A 17,578-nucleotide genomic window follows, 5' to 3' on the forward strand; every position below is an offset into this window, starting at 1 on the left:
ATACAGGATGAAAGAGCATGAAGTGTATGATGTAACCATTATCGGCGGAGGACCCGCTGGTTTATTTTCGGCTTTTTATAGTGGATTGCGTGAGATGAAAACGAAAATTATTGAATTCCAGCCCTATCTGGGCGGGAAAGTACATGTCTATCCTGAAAAGATGATTTGGGACGTGGGCGGGTTACAACCTGTTCCCGGTGCACAGCTGATTGAACAGATCGTCAATCAGGGACTGACATTTCAACCAGAGGTGGTTCTTGGAGAAAAGATCACGTCCATATCCAAAGATGAACAGGGTTATTTTGCACTGCACACAGCCTCCACAGAGGTGCATTACTCCAAAACTGTGATCTTGGCCATTGGGGGAGGAATCCTGAAGCCAATCAAACTGGAGATTGAGGGAGCAGAACGTTTTGAAGTGACCAATCTACATTACACGGTCAAATCACTCTCCCGCTTCAAAGACAAAACAGTTCTCATCTCGGGTGGAGGGAACGCGGCGATTGATTGGGCAAATGAACTCGCACTTATTGCCAAACAAGTCTATCTGACGTATCGGAAAGATACACTGAAGGGGCATGAAGCTGAAATATCTCGTCTTGGCAGCAGTTCGGTGGAATGCCTGCTTAATACAACGATCGAGAAATTGGTCGCTACAGATGATCATCAACAGATTGAGACGGTTGTGCTGAAACGCAATGAAGATGGCGCAATGCTTGAGCTGGCAGTGGATGAGGTCATCATTAACTATGGCTATGAGCGCGATAAGGAATTGTTGGTCAACAGTCATATTCAGATTGATATGAAGGATCATTGGATTGCAGGAACGCCGGTCAGCGAGACATCCGTACCGGGCATCTATGCTGCGGGTGATATTTTGCATCATGAAGGAAAGCTTCATCTGATTGCCGGAGCGTTCCAGGACGCAGCCAATGCCGTGAACCGGGCGAAGTTGCATGTGGCACCTGATGCGAATGCACACGGGATGGTCTCCTCGCATAATGACTTGTTTACTCAGAAAAACCGCGAATTAATGAAAGATTTGTACATCAAGTAATCGTTGATCTGAAGTGAACGTATTTTCAAAAGGGAACCAAAAAGCCGCCCTCGGTCATAAGACTAAGAGCGGCTTCTTCACATGCCAACTACGCATGCCAGTCAATGAGCTATTAAGCTTTCACTTGTTCTCCAGCAAATACTTCAACGTTCATTGGAGCGGCCATGAATGCTGCTGCTTGTTGTACAAAAGCTTGGAAATGCGCGCTTGTGTTGTGGGAAGCTGTAGCAGCTTCATCTTTCCAAAGCTCGATCATCGTGTATTGTTGTTCGCGTTCTGTGCTTTTCGCCAGGTCATAGCTGATGTTGCCTTCTTCTTGACGTGTTGCAGCAATGAGTTCTTTCGTAGCTGCGAGGAATGCTTGTTCTTGGTCCGGTTTAACTTGCAGGTGAGCGTGAATGATAATCATAATATAAAACCTCCATATAGTGTTTAAATTGTGTTAAGAATGTATGTTTATTGACCAATTCAATCGTAACTTACAGGGAAACAGTCCCTGATATTATGCCCAAGTTGTGATTGTATCTACTGGCAGACGGTAAGAAGGGTGACCATCTTTGGCCGATTTACCGATCGAGATCAACATAACCGGTTGATAACGCTCTTTGTCCATGCCAAATGCTTCTGCAATTTGATCTTTTTCGTAACCACCGATTGGGTTGGTGTCATAACCATGAGCACGTGCAGCAAGCATCAATTGCATGGAAGCAAGACCTGCATCAATCAGGTTAACGTCGCGAAGATCGGCAGCAGGCATGTTGTCATAGTAAGGTTTAACAAATTGAACTTGTGCGTCTTTAACTTCTTGTGGCATGTAACCATGCTCTACCGCTTTGCTGAAGATCTCTTCCAGGTATTCAGCATTATTCATGTCGATAAATACGCCAACCACAGCTGCCGAAGTCAACACTTGATTTTGATTGAATTTAGCAAGAGGAGCGAGTTTTTCTTTGCCTTCAGCTGTATCTACAACGAGAAAACGCCAAGGTTGCATATTAACGGAAGAAGGTGCACGTGAAGCTTCTGCCAGAATTTCTGTCATTTCTTCACGGCTGATTTTTACCTCAGAATCGTAAAGCTTAACAGAACGGCGGCCGTAAGTAATTTCGTTAAAATCATTTGTCTTTTGGAATTTACTTTCAATTGTACTCATGGATAAATCTCTCCTCTATATATAAGTTTAGAAATTATTCTGCATACGTTCCAGGTAATCGGCGAGAGCCTGAACTTCGTCTTCACTGAAATCCTGCAAAATTTGGTTGATGAAATTGGTCTTCTCTGCTTTGTAGCCTTCAATCTGCTTCCGACCATGGTCCGTCAGACGTACAAAAGTTACCCGATTATCTTCGGGGTTCTTGCGTCTTGTAACCATCAGGTCCGCCTCAAGCTGTTTCAAGTGGCGTGTAATCGCAGCACTATCAATGTTAATGATTTTCTGCAGCATGGATTGGTTAATCTCATCGACCTGATCCAGCTCATGCAGAATTTCAAAGCGAGAGGAACTGATACCCGTACAGCGTTCGAACTTGGGACTGATTTTGTTGCCCAACACGTTCAGCAGGTTGATGATCTGTTCTTCTTTGGAAACATTACGTGTCATGACTAGACCTCCCGGGTGAATCTGAATCATGAACAACGGCGTATGTTAACCAATAATTAAAGTTGCAGTATACAATGCCATTGCCTAATGATTATTTGGATGCTCTCGATCATTGATGTATCAATAGTTGATGCCTCAATCATTGATGGCTCAATTAATATATCATGCCTTTTAATATTTTGCAACAGGTTCAGAAGAAGAGGATGATTATACCTGTATTATCCCGGTACATAAGCATTGTCGTCTGTATAGGATGTCCATCTGCATAAGTTTATATCGATTGCACAAGTTATTGAGAATTATTATCAATTGATTTATAATAAAAGGAAATGTACATAACGAGCGAACGTAACAGGTAGTTCATACAACAGCTGAGAAGGCATGAAGGTGCATCTGGATCGGAGGGTAAGTATAAAGAATATGAATTTGAATGATCACATCAGGCTGTGGAATCATGTTTTTGTGAAAATACTGGATGTGCGCCAAAACGCTTTGCATCCTGGGGAGAAGCTGAAGAATTATCAACTGCCTGCGAGTACCTATCTATATATCATCGACGGAAGTGCAAGTATACGAATGGATCAACACAGATATATCGTGGATGGATTCCACATTGTTCATGGGGGCAAGCAGGCGTACTTAAACATGGAGACGGATTCGGGCGTGGCGTATTATATGATTTTGTACAAAGCCATTCTGGCGTTGCCCTGTGGTACGGAAATTCAGCATCTGATGGACCATGAACGTCCGTTTCAGGACCAATATGCACTTGTACCAACCCGTCCGCTGGACATGTATCAATGTATGGAGGAATTGAAACGGGAGTGGGAACTTTCCACGAAACTCGCAAAGTTACATGCCAAAACCTTATTTCATCAATGGGTATATTTTTTGTTGGAAGACTTACATAGACAATCCATTCAGCCATATAAACCGGATACGGTCACACAGGCTATTGAATATATGAATGCTCATCTGCATGAACCTATAGCTCTTGATGTAATGGCAGAAGCATTGGAAATCAGTGTGGGGCACCTGTCCAGATTGTTTAAACAAAAGTTGAACATTAGTCCCATCCAATATCTTGGACAGATCCGAATGGAGAGAGCTGCACATCTTCTGGTCCATACGAATGCTACGTTGCAACAGATTGCTGAACAGGTCGGTTATCCGGATGCGCATTCGCTGAGTCGCAGCTTCAAAAAAATCAAAGGACTATCTCCAATTCGCTACAAAAAAGGACTAAGCCAACGGTTAATTAAGCCGAAAAAGGCATTGGAATTGAACTATAAGCAAGATTTGCCCAGTGTGATGCAAGAAAATGCCCTTCATCCACTACATTCCTCTTTATATAATGATATTGATTATCAATATCAAAAGAATGTTGGAGGGGAATTACTGATGCAAGGAAAATTCAAAATGACAGCACTAAGCATGATGCTGTGTCTCACGCTATTACTCGCCGCCTGTTCCAGTCCTGCACCGTCTGCAAGTGGTACACAAACAGAGACCAATGCGACTACTGCACAATCGGGTAACCAGGCAACGGAGGCAGGGAAATCGACTGCAATGCCAGAGACGAGAACGGTCTCTACATTGAGAGGAGATGTGGTGATTCCGGCCAATCCGCAGCGTGTTGCTTCAGATCAATATATGGGGTACCTGCTGAAACTGGGCGTAGTACCGGTTGGTGTAAGAACATTTATGCTGAACGAAGGATGGATTGAAAAGTCTGGCATTGCTGCTGATGTTATAGCGGGTATTGAGGATTTGGGAGGAGAGTTCCCAATGAATCTGGAGAAGTTAGTGTCACTTGAGCCGGATCTCATCATCGGTTCCATTGATAAAAATATTGAGGATTACGAAAAAATTGCAACGACCGTCTTTTTACCTTATTGGGAAGGTGATAAAACTTCTGGCCCACTGGAAAAGCTGCGCCGGATTGCTGGTGTTTTTGGAAAAGAGAAGGAAGCAGAGCAATGGATCACGACATATGAAGAGAATATCGAAGAGACTAAGAAGCAGATTGATGGTGTAATAAAAGAAGGCGAGACCGTATCCATCATACAAATAGGGTACAAAGCGTTGTATGTACTTGGTGCAGAAGGCGGGAACTATGGTAGTTCCACGATCTATGAGATGCTGAAACTGCCTCCAACTCAGCAAGCACTCGAAATGAAGGATGGATTCGAAACGATCTCCCTTGAAGTACTGCCTGAGTATATGGGAGATCATATCTTCTTATATGGTTCGGGTAGTGAGGACGCCAAAGAGATCCTGAACAGCGAGGTGTGGAAACGTCTGCCTGCTGTGCAGAAAGGACAAGTCTACGCCTATGGTTCCTTGGATGGTACAGAGGATGAGTTCGTCATGGAAGATCCCTATTCACTGGAGTTGCAGTTGGATAGTATAAAGAATTTACTATTGGGAGCTGAAAAATAGAGTGTAATCAGTTCACATAGAATCGGATCCAAACAGGGAGGTGACGTCATCATGGAGGAAAATGATTGGATCAAACGACTGGAACAGCTACATTTCTCTGCTGTCCACGTCTGCCATTACTCTAGCAATCCGGGGGCTGTTCAGCGTCGGATCTGGAAAAGGTTCGCCATTTGCAGGGTCATCGCGGGCAAGGGATCTTTGTCTATGGATAACATTGTACATACGGTATCTCAAGACGAGTGGTTTTTGTTGAAGCCAGGAATGCATGTGGAGTTTCAGACGGATATGGAAGCACCTGTCCGATATCAGATCATTTTATTTTCCTGTGTTACACTTACCCGGCGTCGGAATGCTTGGCATACCGAGGCATTTGATCTCCCTGTGACGGGCAAGCTTAATGTTCCTTCCAATACACGTGATATTCAGGAGATGATGGATACCCTGGTGAGTGGAAAACACTCGTTTACGAGTCTGGAAAAGACGCGCAGGAAACATCTTTTGCATCAGTTGTTGATTCAGTTAATGATGCACGTGAATGAAGCAACTCCCCCTGTAGCGGGGATGGATTTGGCACTTGATTATATGACGCATCAGTATATGGAAGATATTCGAATTGATCAGATGGCCAGCATGGCAGGGCTTAGTGTGAATCATTTTATAAGAACATTCAAACGACAATTAAATATGACCCCGATTGAATATATACTGAAACTACGTATGGCAAAGGCCAAGCAGTTGTTATTTTCTTCAGATAAAATCAAGGAAATTGCGGAGCAAGTGGGTTATAAGGACGAGCACTATTTCAGCAGAGTCTTCAAGAAAAACGAAGGAATCGCCCCAACGTTATATATGAAAAATAAAGTGAATCGCATTGCCACCTTGTATTACGGGTTGGACGATTATGTGATAACGCTTGGTTTGAGGCCAGTATCCGCTTTATCCTATGGTCAGAGGGTGGCTCGTCATGTTGCCATACCTGCGCTTCAAGCACACAGTCATCAGGGACTTATTCTGGATAGCTTCAATCAGAACTATGATGATTTGAGGCGAGTCCAACCGGACCTGATCATTACAAGTGATCGTTTGGAGCCAAATGACTCCCTGAATCGTATCGCGCCTACCACCATGCTGGAGCACACCAACCATTTTGGCGAGAGGCTTCTGTATATGGCGGACATTATGGGTCGCACCGAACAGGCTGTACAGTGGATTGAACAACATGCTGAACTGAGCCGGGTTCTTCGAGGACGCATTCAATCGAGGTGGGGGAAACAGAGTGCCATGTTCATCCGGGTGACTTCTCATTTCTACCGAATGTATGGATTGAACAACCAGACAGGGGCGCTATTGTATGATGATATGGGATTTTATTTGCCTCGTGATTTTCCGGAACAACAGTGGGCTGTAGAGAGCAAAGTTTGCGATTTGCAGTTATACGACGCGGATCATGTGTTTGTAATGGTCGATCCCACAGAAGACGCACGTGCTCAACTGAGGCAATTACAGCAATCCAGTGCATGGTTGGCATTAAAGGCTGTTCAAGAAGGCCATGTATATAATGCAGGAGATATTTTTTTCAAAACGCTGGGTCCCACCGGACGCATGTGGGCCATGCGATATGTGGCAGAGCAACTTGGGGTTACCTTACGGTGATATTGTGCAAGAGAAGAGAGTGGAATAATCCATGGTAAGCCTGTATGCTTTTCCCTACTATAGTGATAATGATTATTATTATTAAATAGTAGAGGGGATTTACTACAAATGGTAAGACAGAGAGCAACAACGATGATACTGTTGGCCCTGCTTGTGCTCGTTCTGACGGCATGTAGCAAGGCATCAGAAGTAACAGAAGCAACGCCTCCGCAACAGGATACACCTGTGGAAGAGAGTGGTACGCAAACGATTGAGCATCTTAAAGGAACAACGGTTGTACCGCAAAAAATAGAGCGTATGGTGGTATTATCTGCTGCTTACATCGATCACATGTTGACGATTGGTGAGAAACCAGCAGGCGTTAATGTAGAAGTTCGTTACGGAGGAGATTATTTGCCTTACTTTGCAGATCAGCTTGCCGGCATTCCAACGGTAGGGTCTGCAGACAGTCCTAACCTGGAGGCTATCCTTCAGATTGATCCGGATGTCATCGTTATTGAGAGTCGAACTGCGGAGAGTACGTATGATCAGTTGGAGAAAATCGCTCCGACGATTGTACTTGGTACTGAATGGCTGGATTTTGTTGATGATACAACATATTGGACACAGGATCTGTTGACCATTGCCGGGATGTACAACAAAGTGGATCTGGCAAAAGAAAAGATAGCCGAGGTAGAGCAGCAGGCGAAGCAATTAAAAGCGAAGATCGAACAACTGGATCAAAAAAAGTTGGCTTATCTGCGTGTAAGAGAGAAGACCTTACAAATTTACGCGGCAAAAGGACATCCAACCAACACACTTTTGTATCATGATCTTGGATTTGTGCCAACGACTGTGACACCTGCCGAACAACGTGAGGACCTGTCCATGGAGAAAATCGCGGATATCGATGCTAATTTCGTAGTTCTTGAGGTTGACCCGAATGCCGATGAGTATTTAAACAACATCAATGCAAGCTCACTCTGGAAGGGAGTGCCGGCTGTCGGTGCAGATCAGGTCTATACGACAGACTCGTTCTGGTTGTTTAAGGGCTGGGGAGCGATTGGGCGAAGCGAGATTATCAACGAAGTTGAAGAGATGATTCAATAGATGAGACATTATCCAAGACATGATTATTCAGAGATGTCGGAAGTGTTACAGCAATTTTTTGTGACGACGATCCAAGTGGACTGCGATGATTCCAAGTATCCTTTCCGTGTGAAGGATCTGCTGAATGAAGAGAAACGAAACTTGATATTGCGTGAACAGGCTATGCAGCAAGGGCTTCAATTGGGCGGAAGAGGAAGTGCGGCCGTCGGTACACTTTTTGCCAAACGTTACTCCGTATTCGTGATGTCCGTAATTTCAGCATTCAGTCTATACGATACTATACTTAGCGTTGCAGACGATGATGTGCGGTTTGAATTGAATGGTGCAGGTGGCATGCGATATGAGACTCTGCTGGAGAGAACCTCTCTGGAGGGTGAAGATCCTGTTCAGCGCAGGTCAGAGAGTGGCTTGCTCAAGAAAAGAGTGCTGCTACATCTGGAACCTGTCCTGCGAGCGGTAGCCGTCGCTACAAGAGCGAGCGATAAGGTCATGTGGTCTCTGGTTGCCCATAATGTGCAACAATTGTATGCACGTATGATCAATGATCAGAGCATTTGGAAGACAGATGAACGGCTTGCAAAGATTCAAGAAGATCAAAGCCTCTGGCTGGATCGGCAAAACGATAATGCATGTACATTTGCCAATGAGCTGCAGCGCTTCGAACATTCCGGGTGGCAGGGACCTCCGTTCCTGCTACGCCGATATTGTTGTTTGGCTTATCTGGTTGGAGACGGAAGTCATACACATGGGTATTGTGACAGTTGTCCGAAGCTGGATTCGGAATCCCGATTGCGTAATCTTCTACAGCAGTGAACTTACACTCTTGTACCGCATCGTCCGAATCTTTTTTAGACGATCCATGTTCTCTTCGAAACTGGCACCATTTCCGTTTACTCAAAATGAAATTCATAGCCGGTCCATTCCCATGGATCATGATATTGCGGAATTCTTCCAAGGAATCCTGCTGAACATCGACATGTTCCACAACCTGCAGCGGCTTGCGCCAGCGTCTGCGGGTTTGTTGGTTTTGGACGGGAAAGTTACTGCCTGGTGTACTGACGAGCAATTCCTGACGAACGATGATGGCATCAGGAAACGGCTGGATCTGGTTTAGTTCGCTCATGAGAGGTGTGACTAGATCATGACTTTGAAGTTGTATAACGTGTAACATGTTCCATAAGGGAAAGGAGCTGGTTCGATCGGCCATGATGAATGAAAATAAGCTAAAACGAGCATTCAAGCAGCAATACGGCAGATCCATTCATGCGTACGTCATTCAGAAACGGATGGAAAAGGCGCGTGAGCTACTGGAGAGTGGGCAAGTTGGTGTATCGGAGGCTGCCCAATTGGAAGGGTATGTGAACAGCAGTTATTTCATCAGTCGTTTCAGGCAAACGTATGGCTATAATCCAAGTAAGCTTAAAGGATGAATGACCTTTCACTTTTTTGCGTTTTGCACTGATTACATGAATCAGATATACTTCTGGTTATTGATCAATTCATAACTGTGCATTGGAAGGGGAAAATGATGGCTAAAGATACAGCAGCGTCGGTTAACCGGCGAAATGATATTATTTCTGCAGCGATTGATGTCTTCGCGGAAATTGGCTATTATCGTGCAACTACAGCTCAAGTGGCTGAACGGGCACAGATCTCACAGCCGTATATCTTTCGTTTTTTCAAAACCAAAGAAGCTTTATTATTAACTGCAATTGAGGTCTCGTGGACTAGGGTGATTGATTCTTTTCGAATTGTGGTGGAGACGGCGACGCCAGATCAGTTGGAGAATGATCTAATTGAAGCCTACGATAAGATTCTCGAATCTCACAAGAGTGAAATTTTGCTTCAGATGCAGGCGCAAACGATTCGGGAAGAAGTCATTCGTCAGGCCATGCAAAAAGGCATTAGTGATGTACGAAGCATGGTACTTGAAGCTTTCACCGTTGCGGGAATTGCTGAACCGCTGAAAAGAACCATGATTTTCTTAGCGATTGGGATGTTGTGTAATTTATCTACTGCATTGGATATGCCGGAGCTGAAGGATCGTTAGAGAGGGAGTTTAAGTCCCTTTTTGTATTTTAGTTATTGATCAATCACTAAATGGATGAAAGAGGTCGGTATAAGATGAAAAGAGCTATTGTGATTGGAGCCACAGGTGGAACAGGTGCGGCAATTACGGAGGAATTGATTAAACGGGGGATTTCTACGATTGCATTTGGGCGCTCCAGTCAAAAACTGGAGCAACTTGCGGTAAAGTTGGGATCTCCAAATCACCTGCAAATGGCAGTGGGAGATGCATTTCGGTCGGATGATATTATCGCTGCTTCCCAGGAAACGGATGTTATATTTCATTGTGCAAACGTCCCGTATAACGAGATGGAGAGCAGGCTGATTCCGCTGGGCGAATCTGTGATGGTGGCGGCAGAACACCTGGGTCTGAACGTGGTTGTAATAGACGGAATCTACCCTTATGGTAGAAGACAAATGAGCGAGGTAACGGAAGAACATCCGAAGCAGCCACATACCCGAAAAGGCAAGACACGACTTGCCTATGAACAAATGTTATTCAGCAAGAGATGGAGCAAAGCTCAGGTGATGATCGTTCGCTTGCCGGACTATTATGGCCCAACGGCTAATCAGGCTTCCTATCTGGGTTCAACGCTTGAAGCGATAGCGAAAGGCAAGATGGCTTTTTTTATCGGAAATATGAAGGTTCCCAGAGAGTACATCTATTTGCCGGATGCTGCGGTTATGGTGGTAGAACTTGCAAGCAGGCAGACGACGTATGGACAGAACTGGAACATTCCTGGAACGGGGATCATCTCGGGTCATGAGATTGTACGTATGGCACAGAAGGCTGCGGGAAGAAGCAAACCTGTGATGGCGTTAGGAAAAGTGGGCTTGTCGTTGATTGGACTGGGTGTACCGGTTATGAAAGAAATTGTAGAGATGTTATATCTGACCGAGGAACCCCTGATCTTGAGTAGACAGAAGTATGAGGAACAGATTGGCCCAGTTGTGGCAACATCTTTTGAAGAGGGAGTTGCGTTGACGATTAAGGAGTTACTGGGTGAGTAGAAGGGAATATATTTTTTAGAGAATAGTAATTGATTGATCACTAACTATGGTGGTTTCATAGGCATATTGATTAGGGGGCGCACAAAGCTAGTCCCGGGCATACAGTGTACTATTGTAAAATGCGGAGATTTGACGTGGTGTACAAGGAGGGGGGATTTTCTTGTGAGCAGTATGTCCAAAAAGAAACGCAAAATTTCCTCAATCAGCACAGTTAAACGGAAAGCAAAAAAATCAAAAAAGCACTCTATCCCAAAGAAGAAGAGTAAATCTTGTAAGAAAAATAGACGTTCGTGCAAAAAAAAGAAAAGCCACAGGATTCCTTTCCTTCGCGGCCCACGGGGTTATCGGGGAATGAGAGGATACACCGGAGCAACTGGAGCTACCGGGTTAACCGGAGACCCTGGGTATCCAGGCAAAAGGGGAGCAACCGGTTTAACAGGACGGACTGGAGTAACTGGAGTAACTGGAGCTACGGGTGTTACGGGTTCAACTGGAATCACGGGCAGCACCGGAATAATTGGGGTCACAGGTGCAACTGGAGTTACCGGACTGATGGGCTCCACAGGTATGACTGGAACTACCGGATTTACAGGTCCAACCGGTCCAACGGGTGATGCGGGAGCAACTGGAACTACTGGTGAAACAGGAACAACGGGCTCAACAGGACCGACTGGATTAACAGGTATAACGGGAAGTACTGGCGCAACAGGAACCACAGGAGTTACGGGTACAACAGGAACGACTGGATTTACCGGCATTACGGGTGCCACTGGGGAAACGGGTGTAACAGGCGTAACAGGTACGACAGGTGTAACGGGACCAACCGGGGCGACTGGTGTGTCAGGACCGACTGGGGTAACAGGAGCAGCGGGAATTACTGGAACAACAGGAACAACCGGCACGACCGGACTAACTGGTGATACAGGGTTAACAGGACCCACTGGCACAACAGGAGTCACAGGTACGACTGGAGCAACAGGAAGCACGGGTACAACCGGAGTTACTGGCGTAACCGGCACAACTGGTGTCACAGGGGGAACAGGATCGATAGGCGCAACTGGCGTTACAGGTATCACTGGTGTGACGGGAGCTACTGGAAGTAATGGTACTTCAGGGAATACAGGCGCGACTGGTATTACTGGCGAAACAGGAAGCACTGGCACAGCAGGTATTACTGGATTTACAGGAACTACGGGTGCGACCGGAACAACAGGCATCACCGGACTGACTGGAGCAACTGGTATTACTGGAGAAACAGGTAGCACAGGAACGACTGGATTTACTGGTGCGACCGGAGCCACTGGTGTCATTGGGGAAACGGGAGTAACAGGTACGACTGGAACCACTGGAACCACTGGAACCACGGGAAATACCGGTACCACCGGACTAACTGGTGTCACTGGAGAGACGGGACCGACCGGGGCTTTAGGCGAAACTGGTATTACAGGAACGACCGGCCCAACCGGAGTTACAGGACCCACTGGGAACAATGGAGCAACGGGAAGTACGGGTGCTACAGGAATTACTGGCATCACCGGCACAACTGGAACTACAGGCACTACGGGAACAGCCGGAGAGACGGGAGTAACTGGCATCACAGGTGCGACCGGAGCTACTGGTATCACTGGAGAGACGGGTCTAACAGGTATTACGGGTGAGACTGGGGTTACAGGAATCACGGGTACTTCTGGAATAACAGGCACTACGGGGGCAACTGGATTAACTGGTGAGACGGGAGCGACTGGAAATACTGGTGTTTCAGGAAATACTGGATTTACGGGCAGTACAGGTGCGACCGGAGCCACTGGAGAAACGGGTCTAACAGGTGCCACAGGCACGACTGGTGTGACAGGATTCACCGGAGAGACAGGAAATACTGGTCTAACGGGACCCATCGGTGTAACTGGCACAACCGGAGTCACTGGCGAAACAGGAGCAACAGGAGCAACAGGATTGACTGGCGTTACGGGAATCACTGGTGTGACTGGAGCTACTGGAAGTACAGGTGCTACAGGAACTGGAACTACAGGAGCGACGGGAAATACGGGTACAACGGGCATTACGGGGCCCACCGGAGCTACTGGTTCAACCGGGGTCACTGGCGCAACAGGACCGACCGGCACAACTGGCGTAACTGGTGTTACAGGATTAACTGGAGTAACAGGACCCACGGGCATCACAGGCGTGACCGGTGCTACAGGAAGTACTGGTGAAACAGGAGTTACCGGAACGACTGGTCTAACGGGACCCACCGGGGTCACAGGCACAACCGGAGTCACTGGTGTTACTGGTTCTACTGGAGCAACAGGAACCACGGGCATTACAGGAGAGACGGGTATCACAGGAATTACTGGCGTAACTGGGACGACCGGTATAACTGGCGCGACTGGAGCCACAGGGGAAACAGGTCTAACAGGGATTACCGGAACGACTGGTGCGACCGGATCTACGGGAGTTACTGGAGTTACGGGCAACACAGGTGTGACTGGATTTACTGGAATTACTGGTGATACAGGGTTAACAGGACCCACCGGCACAACAGGAGTCACCGGTACGACTGGAGCAACAGGAAGCACGGGTACAACCGGCGTTACTGGCGTAACTGGTGTCACAGGGGCAACGGGTCTAACAGGAATTACTGGCCCAACTGGAGTTACGGGAGTAACTGGACTTACTGGATTCACTGGGGAGACGGGTCTAACCGGTATCACAGGTGCGACTGGACTGACTGGTGTTACGGGAACTACAGGCATCACCGGACCGACTGGTGCTACTGGTATTACTGGCCTAACTGGATTTACAGGTGCTACAGGGGTAACCGGTCCAACGGGTATTTCTGGTGAAACAGGCCCCACCGGTACTACTGGCCCAACTGGTGTTACGGGAGTCACTGGACTTACTGGATTCACTGGGGAGACGGGTCTCACAGGTGCAACTGGACTGACTGGTGTTACGGGAACTACGGGCATCACCGGACCGACTGGTGCTACTGGTATTACTGGCCTAACTGGATTTACAGGTGCTACAGGGGCAACCGGTCCAACGGGTATTTCTGGTGAAACAGGCGCCACCGGTACTACTGGCCAAACTGGTGAGACGGGAGTAACTGGATTCACTGGGGTTACAGGTACTACAGGATTTACCGGCACGACGGGATCAACCGGTGCCACTGGCATAACCGGCACGGCAGGACCAACTGGTGTTACGGGTGCAACAGGTGCGACCGGAGCCACTGGTGTCACAGGGGAAATGGGTATAACTGGGCTCACGGGTACGACTGGAGCAACAGGAAGCACGGGACCCACCGGAGTTACTGGCGTAACGGGTACAACTGGCATTACGGGATTAACTGGAGCAACAGGAAGTACAGGAACCACGGGAATCACAGGAGAGACGGGTGTAACAGGCGTTACAGGTACGACAGGTATAACGGGACCAACCGGGACGACCGGTATAACCGGCGCGACTGGAGCCACTGGGGAAACAGGTACTACAGGATTTACCGGCATGACAGGTACGACTGGTGTTACGGGATCCACCGGGGCTACTGGAGCACCGGGAACTACGGGAGTTACTGGCGTAACCGGCGCGACTGGAGAGACGGGTGTAACAGGCGTTACAGGTACGACAGGTGTAACAGGACCAACCGGTTCCACTGGCACAACCGGCCAGAATGGCTTAACTGGCGTAACGGGTACAACAGGTGCGACTGGAGCCACTGGGGAAACGGGTACGACTGGAGCAACGGGAAGTACGGGTACTACGGGAGCTACTGGTGTAACGGGCACAACTGGCATCACAGGGGAAACAGGTCTAACAGGAATCACTGGTCCAACTGGTGTTACGGGATTAACTGGAGCCACGGGCATTACAGGAGAGACGGGTGTAACAGGCGTTACCGGCACGACAGGACCAACCGGAGCCACTGGTGCGACTGGCATAACCGGAGTCACAGGTATGACTGGATTTACAGGAGCAACGGGGAGTACGGGTTCCACAGGAATAACTGGCGTAATCGGGCCGACTGGTGCTACTGGGATTACTGGCGTAACCGGATTTACAGGCATCACGGGAACGACAGGTAGTACAGGAACGACTGGTGCTACTGGAATTACTGGGGTAACTGGATTTACAGGTGTTACAGGGGCAACCGGTCCAATGGGTATTACTGGTGAAACAGGAATAACCGGCACGACCGGCGTAACTGGCATTACGGGTGTGACTGGAGCTACTGGAATTACAGGCGCCACCGGCACAACTGGCCAAACTGGTGAGACGGGAGTAACTGGACTTACTGGACTTACTGGACTTACTGGGGTTACAGGTAATACAGGATTTACTGGAACGACGGGAGCAACTGGTGCCACTGGAGAGACGGGTGTAACAGGCGCTACCGGTACGACAGGTGTAACGGGACCAACCGGTGCGACTGGCTTAACTGGTGTTACGGGTACAACCGGTACAACCGGTGCGACCGGAGCCACTGGTGTAACAGGGGAAACGGGTATATCTGGGGTCACGGGTACAACAGGTACTACGGGAATTACCGGCATAACCGGAACTACGGGTATCACAGGTGTGACTGGAACAACCGGAGCTACTGGCGTAACGGGATTAACTGGAGCAACAGGAACCACGGGCATTACAGGAGAGACGGGTGTAACAGGCGCTACAGGCACGACAGGTGTAACGGGACCAACCGGTACGACCGGCGTAACTGGTATAACGGGTGTGACTGGAGCAACGGGAACTACGGGGATAACCGGGGTCACCGGCGAAACAGGAACAACCGGTACGTCTGGCATAACCGGAGTCACAGGTACTACTGGAGTTACAGGAACAACGGGGAGTACTGGTTCCACAGGAATAACTGGCGTAACCGGATTTACAGGTATCACTGGAGCGACCGGAGCAACAGGAAGTACGGGTCCCACCGGAGTTACCGGCATCACCGGAACGACAGGTAGTACGGGGACGACTGGTGCTACTGGAATAACTGGAGTAACTGGATTTACAGGTGCTACAGGGGCAACCGGCCCAACGGGTATTACTGGTGAAACAGGAACAACCGGCACGACCGGCGTAACTGGAATTACGGGTGTGACTGGAGCTACTGGAATTACAGGTGCCACCGGCACTATTGGCCAAACTGGTGAGACGGGACCCACCGGGGCTACTGGAGCAACGGGAACCACGGGAGTTACTGGCATAACCGGCACAACTGGCTTAACTGGTGTTACGGGTACAACAGGTACGACTGGAGCCACTGGGGTCACAGGTGTGACCGGAGTAACAGGAATTACGGGCATTACAGGAGAGACGGGTGTAACAGGCGTTACAGGCACGACAGGTATAACGGGACCGACCGGAGCAACTGGGGCGACAGGGCTCACAGGTGTATCAGGAGCTACCGGCACCACAGGAATTACGGGGATCACGGGCGTGACTGGAGCTACAGGAAGTACTGGTATAACGGGAGTTACAGGCATTAACGGACTTACAGGAGCCACAGGTTCAACAGGTCTAACAGGAGCTACAGGTACAACGGGCGTGACTGGGGCTACAGGAAGTACCGGTATAACGGGAGTTACAGGCATTAACGGACTTACAGGAGCCACAGGAGCCACAGGCTCAACAGGTCCAACAGGAACTACAGGAACTACAGGGCCCACAGGTGTAACAGGAGCCACCGGAAGTAATGGTTCAACAGGAGTTACAGGTATAACTGGCGCGACCGGAGCAACAGGACTAACGGGTGTAACTGGGACAACAGGAACTACAGGAACTACAGGCGTAACTGGCACCACCGGAAGCACCGGCACAACAGGAGTTACAGGAACAACCGGAACAGCAGGCATTACGGGAGCTACTGGTTCTACAGGTGCAACTGGGGTCACTGGGGTTGCCGGAACTACTGGAACTACTGGGGTTACAGGCATCACCGGCCCAACCGGCCCAACCGGCCCGACTGGACCAACTGGTGCTAATGGACTTACAGGAGCTACCGGTATAACTGGTGTAACTAGTGCAACCGGAGCTACGGGAGCCACTGGAGCAACAGGCATAACAGGAACTACAGGTGCGACTGGGGCAACGGGGCTGACAGGAGCCACGGGCCCAACCGGCCCCAACTTTGCAACACAAGGGTTCTCGGCCTTCCTGGCTACACTTTCGACAGCAACGAGCGCACAATTAACCAACTGGACGACTACGGCTCCTTATTACGGTAATGCCAACTTCAATGCAACCACAGGAAATTATACCGTCCCGGTAACAGGAAGATATTCCATTGTGGCCACGATCAATTATGCAACGACCGCAGCGCTTGCCCTATCACTGGGTGCTGGGGTTAACCCTGCCTTTCTTGTACAGAGGACATCACCGACAGTTACAACGCTAGTTAGTGGTTTATTGCCTGTACTAAATGTGGCGATTACACTACTAACACTGCGGGCAGTGCTGGGAAGCGGTGCAGTTACTTTGGCGGTAGAAGTGGCATTGAATGCGGGAGATGTGATTGGACTGTTCTATGCTGCAAACGGGTTGACGCTCACCTTGAACCTGGGCAGTGGTGCTACGAATGGCATTGTGTGGTCTGTGCATGAGATCACCTAAAAACTTCTTAACGGATCACGCCTATGGACAAATTCATGAAGTTG

General features: G+C 48.4%; 13 protein-coding genes. 10 read left to right on the plus strand and 3 right to left on the minus strand.

Annotated elements, in window-relative coordinates; genetic code table 11:
• Positions 1-7: 7 nt before the first annotated feature.
• Positions 8-1,057 (plus strand): NAD(P)/FAD-dependent oxidoreductase, encoded by a 1,050-nt coding sequence (locus MHI06_RS09845; protein WP_340401340.1) that lies wholly within the window; start codon positions 8-10, stop codon positions 1,055-1,057.
• A gap of 112 nt (positions 1,058-1,169) precedes the next feature.
• Here the strand turns inward: MHI06_RS09845 and MHI06_RS09850 are convergent, their stop codons facing one another.
• The 3 genes from MHI06_RS09850 to MHI06_RS09860 form a co-directional block, all read right to left on the minus strand.
• The gene (locus MHI06_RS09850; protein ID WP_169478680.1) at positions 1,170-1,466 is read right to left on the minus strand and encodes a putative quinol monooxygenase; all 297 of its coding nucleotides are present in this window, start codon (positions 1,464-1,466) and stop codon (positions 1,170-1,172) included.
• 93 nt (positions 1,467-1,559) lie between these two features.
• Positions 1,560-2,210: a nitroreductase family protein gene (locus MHI06_RS09855; protein WP_264929779.1), complete on the minus strand. Its 651-nt coding sequence runs from the start codon at positions 2,208-2,210 to the stop codon at positions 1,560-1,562.
• A 27-nt stretch (positions 2,211-2,237) separates the two neighbouring features.
• Positions 2,238-2,657, minus strand: coding sequence for a MarR family transcriptional regulator (locus tag MHI06_RS09860; protein WP_340401341.1), 420 nt, complete (start codon positions 2,655-2,657; stop codon positions 2,238-2,240).
• Positions 2,658-3,077: 420 nt separating this feature from the next.
• Here MHI06_RS09860 and MHI06_RS09865 point away from each other — a divergent pair, with 420 nt between their 5' ends.
• The 9 genes from MHI06_RS09865 to MHI06_RS09905 all read left to right on the plus strand — a co-directional run bounded on the left by MHI06_RS09865 (position 3,078) and on the right by MHI06_RS09905 (position 17,534).
• Entirely contained in the window at positions 3,078-5,099 is a 2,022-nt protein-coding gene (locus MHI06_RS09865; RefSeq protein ID WP_340401342.1) for an AraC family transcriptional regulator, read from the plus strand.
• 51 nt (positions 5,100-5,150) lie between these two features.
• Positions 5,151-6,752 (plus strand): AraC family transcriptional regulator, encoded by a 1,602-nt coding sequence (locus tag MHI06_RS09870; RefSeq protein WP_340401343.1) that lies wholly within the window; start codon positions 5,151-5,153, stop codon positions 6,750-6,752.
• Between the two features lie 108 nt (positions 6,753-6,860).
• Positions 6,861-7,841 carry an ABC transporter substrate-binding protein gene (locus MHI06_RS09875; protein ID WP_340401344.1) on the plus strand — a complete coding sequence of 327 codons (981 nt, stop codon included), beginning with the start codon at positions 6,861-6,863 and terminating at the stop codon, positions 7,839-7,841.
• Positions 7,842-8,654: a hypothetical protein gene (locus MHI06_RS09880; protein WP_340401345.1), complete on the plus strand. Its 813-nt coding sequence runs from the start codon at positions 7,842-7,844 to the stop codon at positions 8,652-8,654.
• A complete protein-coding gene (locus MHI06_RS09885) occupies positions 8,587-8,955 on the plus strand; it encodes a hypothetical protein (RefSeq protein WP_340401346.1) in 369 nt (122 codons plus the stop codon). The genes MHI06_RS09880 and MHI06_RS09885 overlap by 68 nt, the downstream gene beginning before the upstream one ends.
• 91 nt (positions 8,956-9,046) lie before the next feature.
• Positions 9,047-9,271, plus strand: a complete 225-nt coding sequence (locus tag MHI06_RS09890; protein WP_340401347.1) for a helix-turn-helix transcriptional regulator — start codon at positions 9,047-9,049, stop codon at positions 9,269-9,271.
• Positions 9,272-9,369: 98 nt separating this feature from the next.
• Complete coding sequence (locus MHI06_RS09895) at positions 9,370-9,891, plus strand: TetR/AcrR family transcriptional regulator (protein ID WP_062833578.1); 522 nt, start codon at positions 9,370-9,372, stop codon at positions 9,889-9,891.
• Positions 9,892-9,965: 74 nt separating this feature from the next.
• A complete protein-coding gene (locus MHI06_RS09900) occupies positions 9,966-10,919 on the plus strand; it encodes an SDR family NAD(P)-dependent oxidoreductase (RefSeq protein ID WP_340401348.1) in 954 nt (317 codons plus the stop codon).
• Positions 10,920-11,270: 351 nt separating this feature from the next.
• Entirely contained in the window at positions 11,271-17,534 is a 6,264-nt protein-coding gene (locus tag MHI06_RS09905) for a hypothetical protein (RefSeq protein ID WP_340401349.1), read from the plus strand.
• Positions 17,535-17,578 lie beyond the last annotated feature (44 nt).

Origin of the sequence: Paenibacillus sp. FSL H8-0079, assembly GCF_037991315.1 — a bacterium.
In the GTDB taxonomy this organism is placed as follows: Bacteria; Bacillota; Bacilli; order Paenibacillales; family Paenibacillaceae; genus Paenibacillus.

Excerpts from the sequence above, each read along its gene's own strand:
- MHI06_RS09885 (WP_340401346.1), top strand. The coding sequence starts at position 8,587 with ATGGGTATTGTGACAGTTGTCCGAAGCTGGATTCGGAATCCCGATTGC.
- MHI06_RS09895 (WP_062833578.1), top strand. The coding sequence starts at position 9,370 with ATGGCTAAAGATACAGCAGCGTCGGTTAACCGGCGAAATGATATTATT.
- MHI06_RS09905 (WP_340401349.1), top strand. The coding sequence starts at position 11,271 with ATGAGAGGATACACCGGAGCAACTGGAGCTACCGGGTTAACCGGAGAC.
- MHI06_RS09865 (WP_340401342.1), top strand. The coding sequence starts at position 3,078 with ATGAATTTGAATGATCACATCAGGCTGTGGAATCATGTTTTTGTGAAA.
- MHI06_RS09855 (WP_264929779.1), bottom strand. The coding sequence starts at position 2,210 with ATGAGTACAATTGAAAGTAAATTCCAAAAGACAAATGATTTTAACGAA.
- MHI06_RS09870 (WP_340401343.1), top strand. The coding sequence starts at position 5,151 with ATGGAGGAAAATGATTGGATCAAACGACTGGAACAGCTACATTTCTCT.
- MHI06_RS09845 (WP_340401340.1), top strand. The coding sequence starts at position 8 with ATGAAAGAGCATGAAGTGTATGATGTAACCATTATCGGCGGAGGACCC.
- MHI06_RS09880 (WP_340401345.1), top strand. The coding sequence starts at position 7,842 with ATGAGACATTATCCAAGACATGATTATTCAGAGATGTCGGAAGTGTTA.
- MHI06_RS09890 (WP_340401347.1), top strand. The coding sequence starts at position 9,047 with ATGATGAATGAAAATAAGCTAAAACGAGCATTCAAGCAGCAATACGGC.
- MHI06_RS09900 (WP_340401348.1), top strand. The coding sequence starts at position 9,966 with ATGAAAAGAGCTATTGTGATTGGAGCCACAGGTGGAACAGGTGCGGCA.
- MHI06_RS09875 (WP_340401344.1), top strand. The coding sequence starts at position 6,861 with ATGGTAAGACAGAGAGCAACAACGATGATACTGTTGGCCCTGCTTGTG.
- MHI06_RS09860 (WP_340401341.1), bottom strand. The coding sequence starts at position 2,657 with ATGACACGTAATGTTTCCAAAGAAGAACAGATCATCAACCTGCTGAAC.
- MHI06_RS09850 (WP_169478680.1), bottom strand. The coding sequence starts at position 1,466 with ATGATTATCATTCACGCTCACCTGCAAGTTAAACCGGACCAAGAACAA.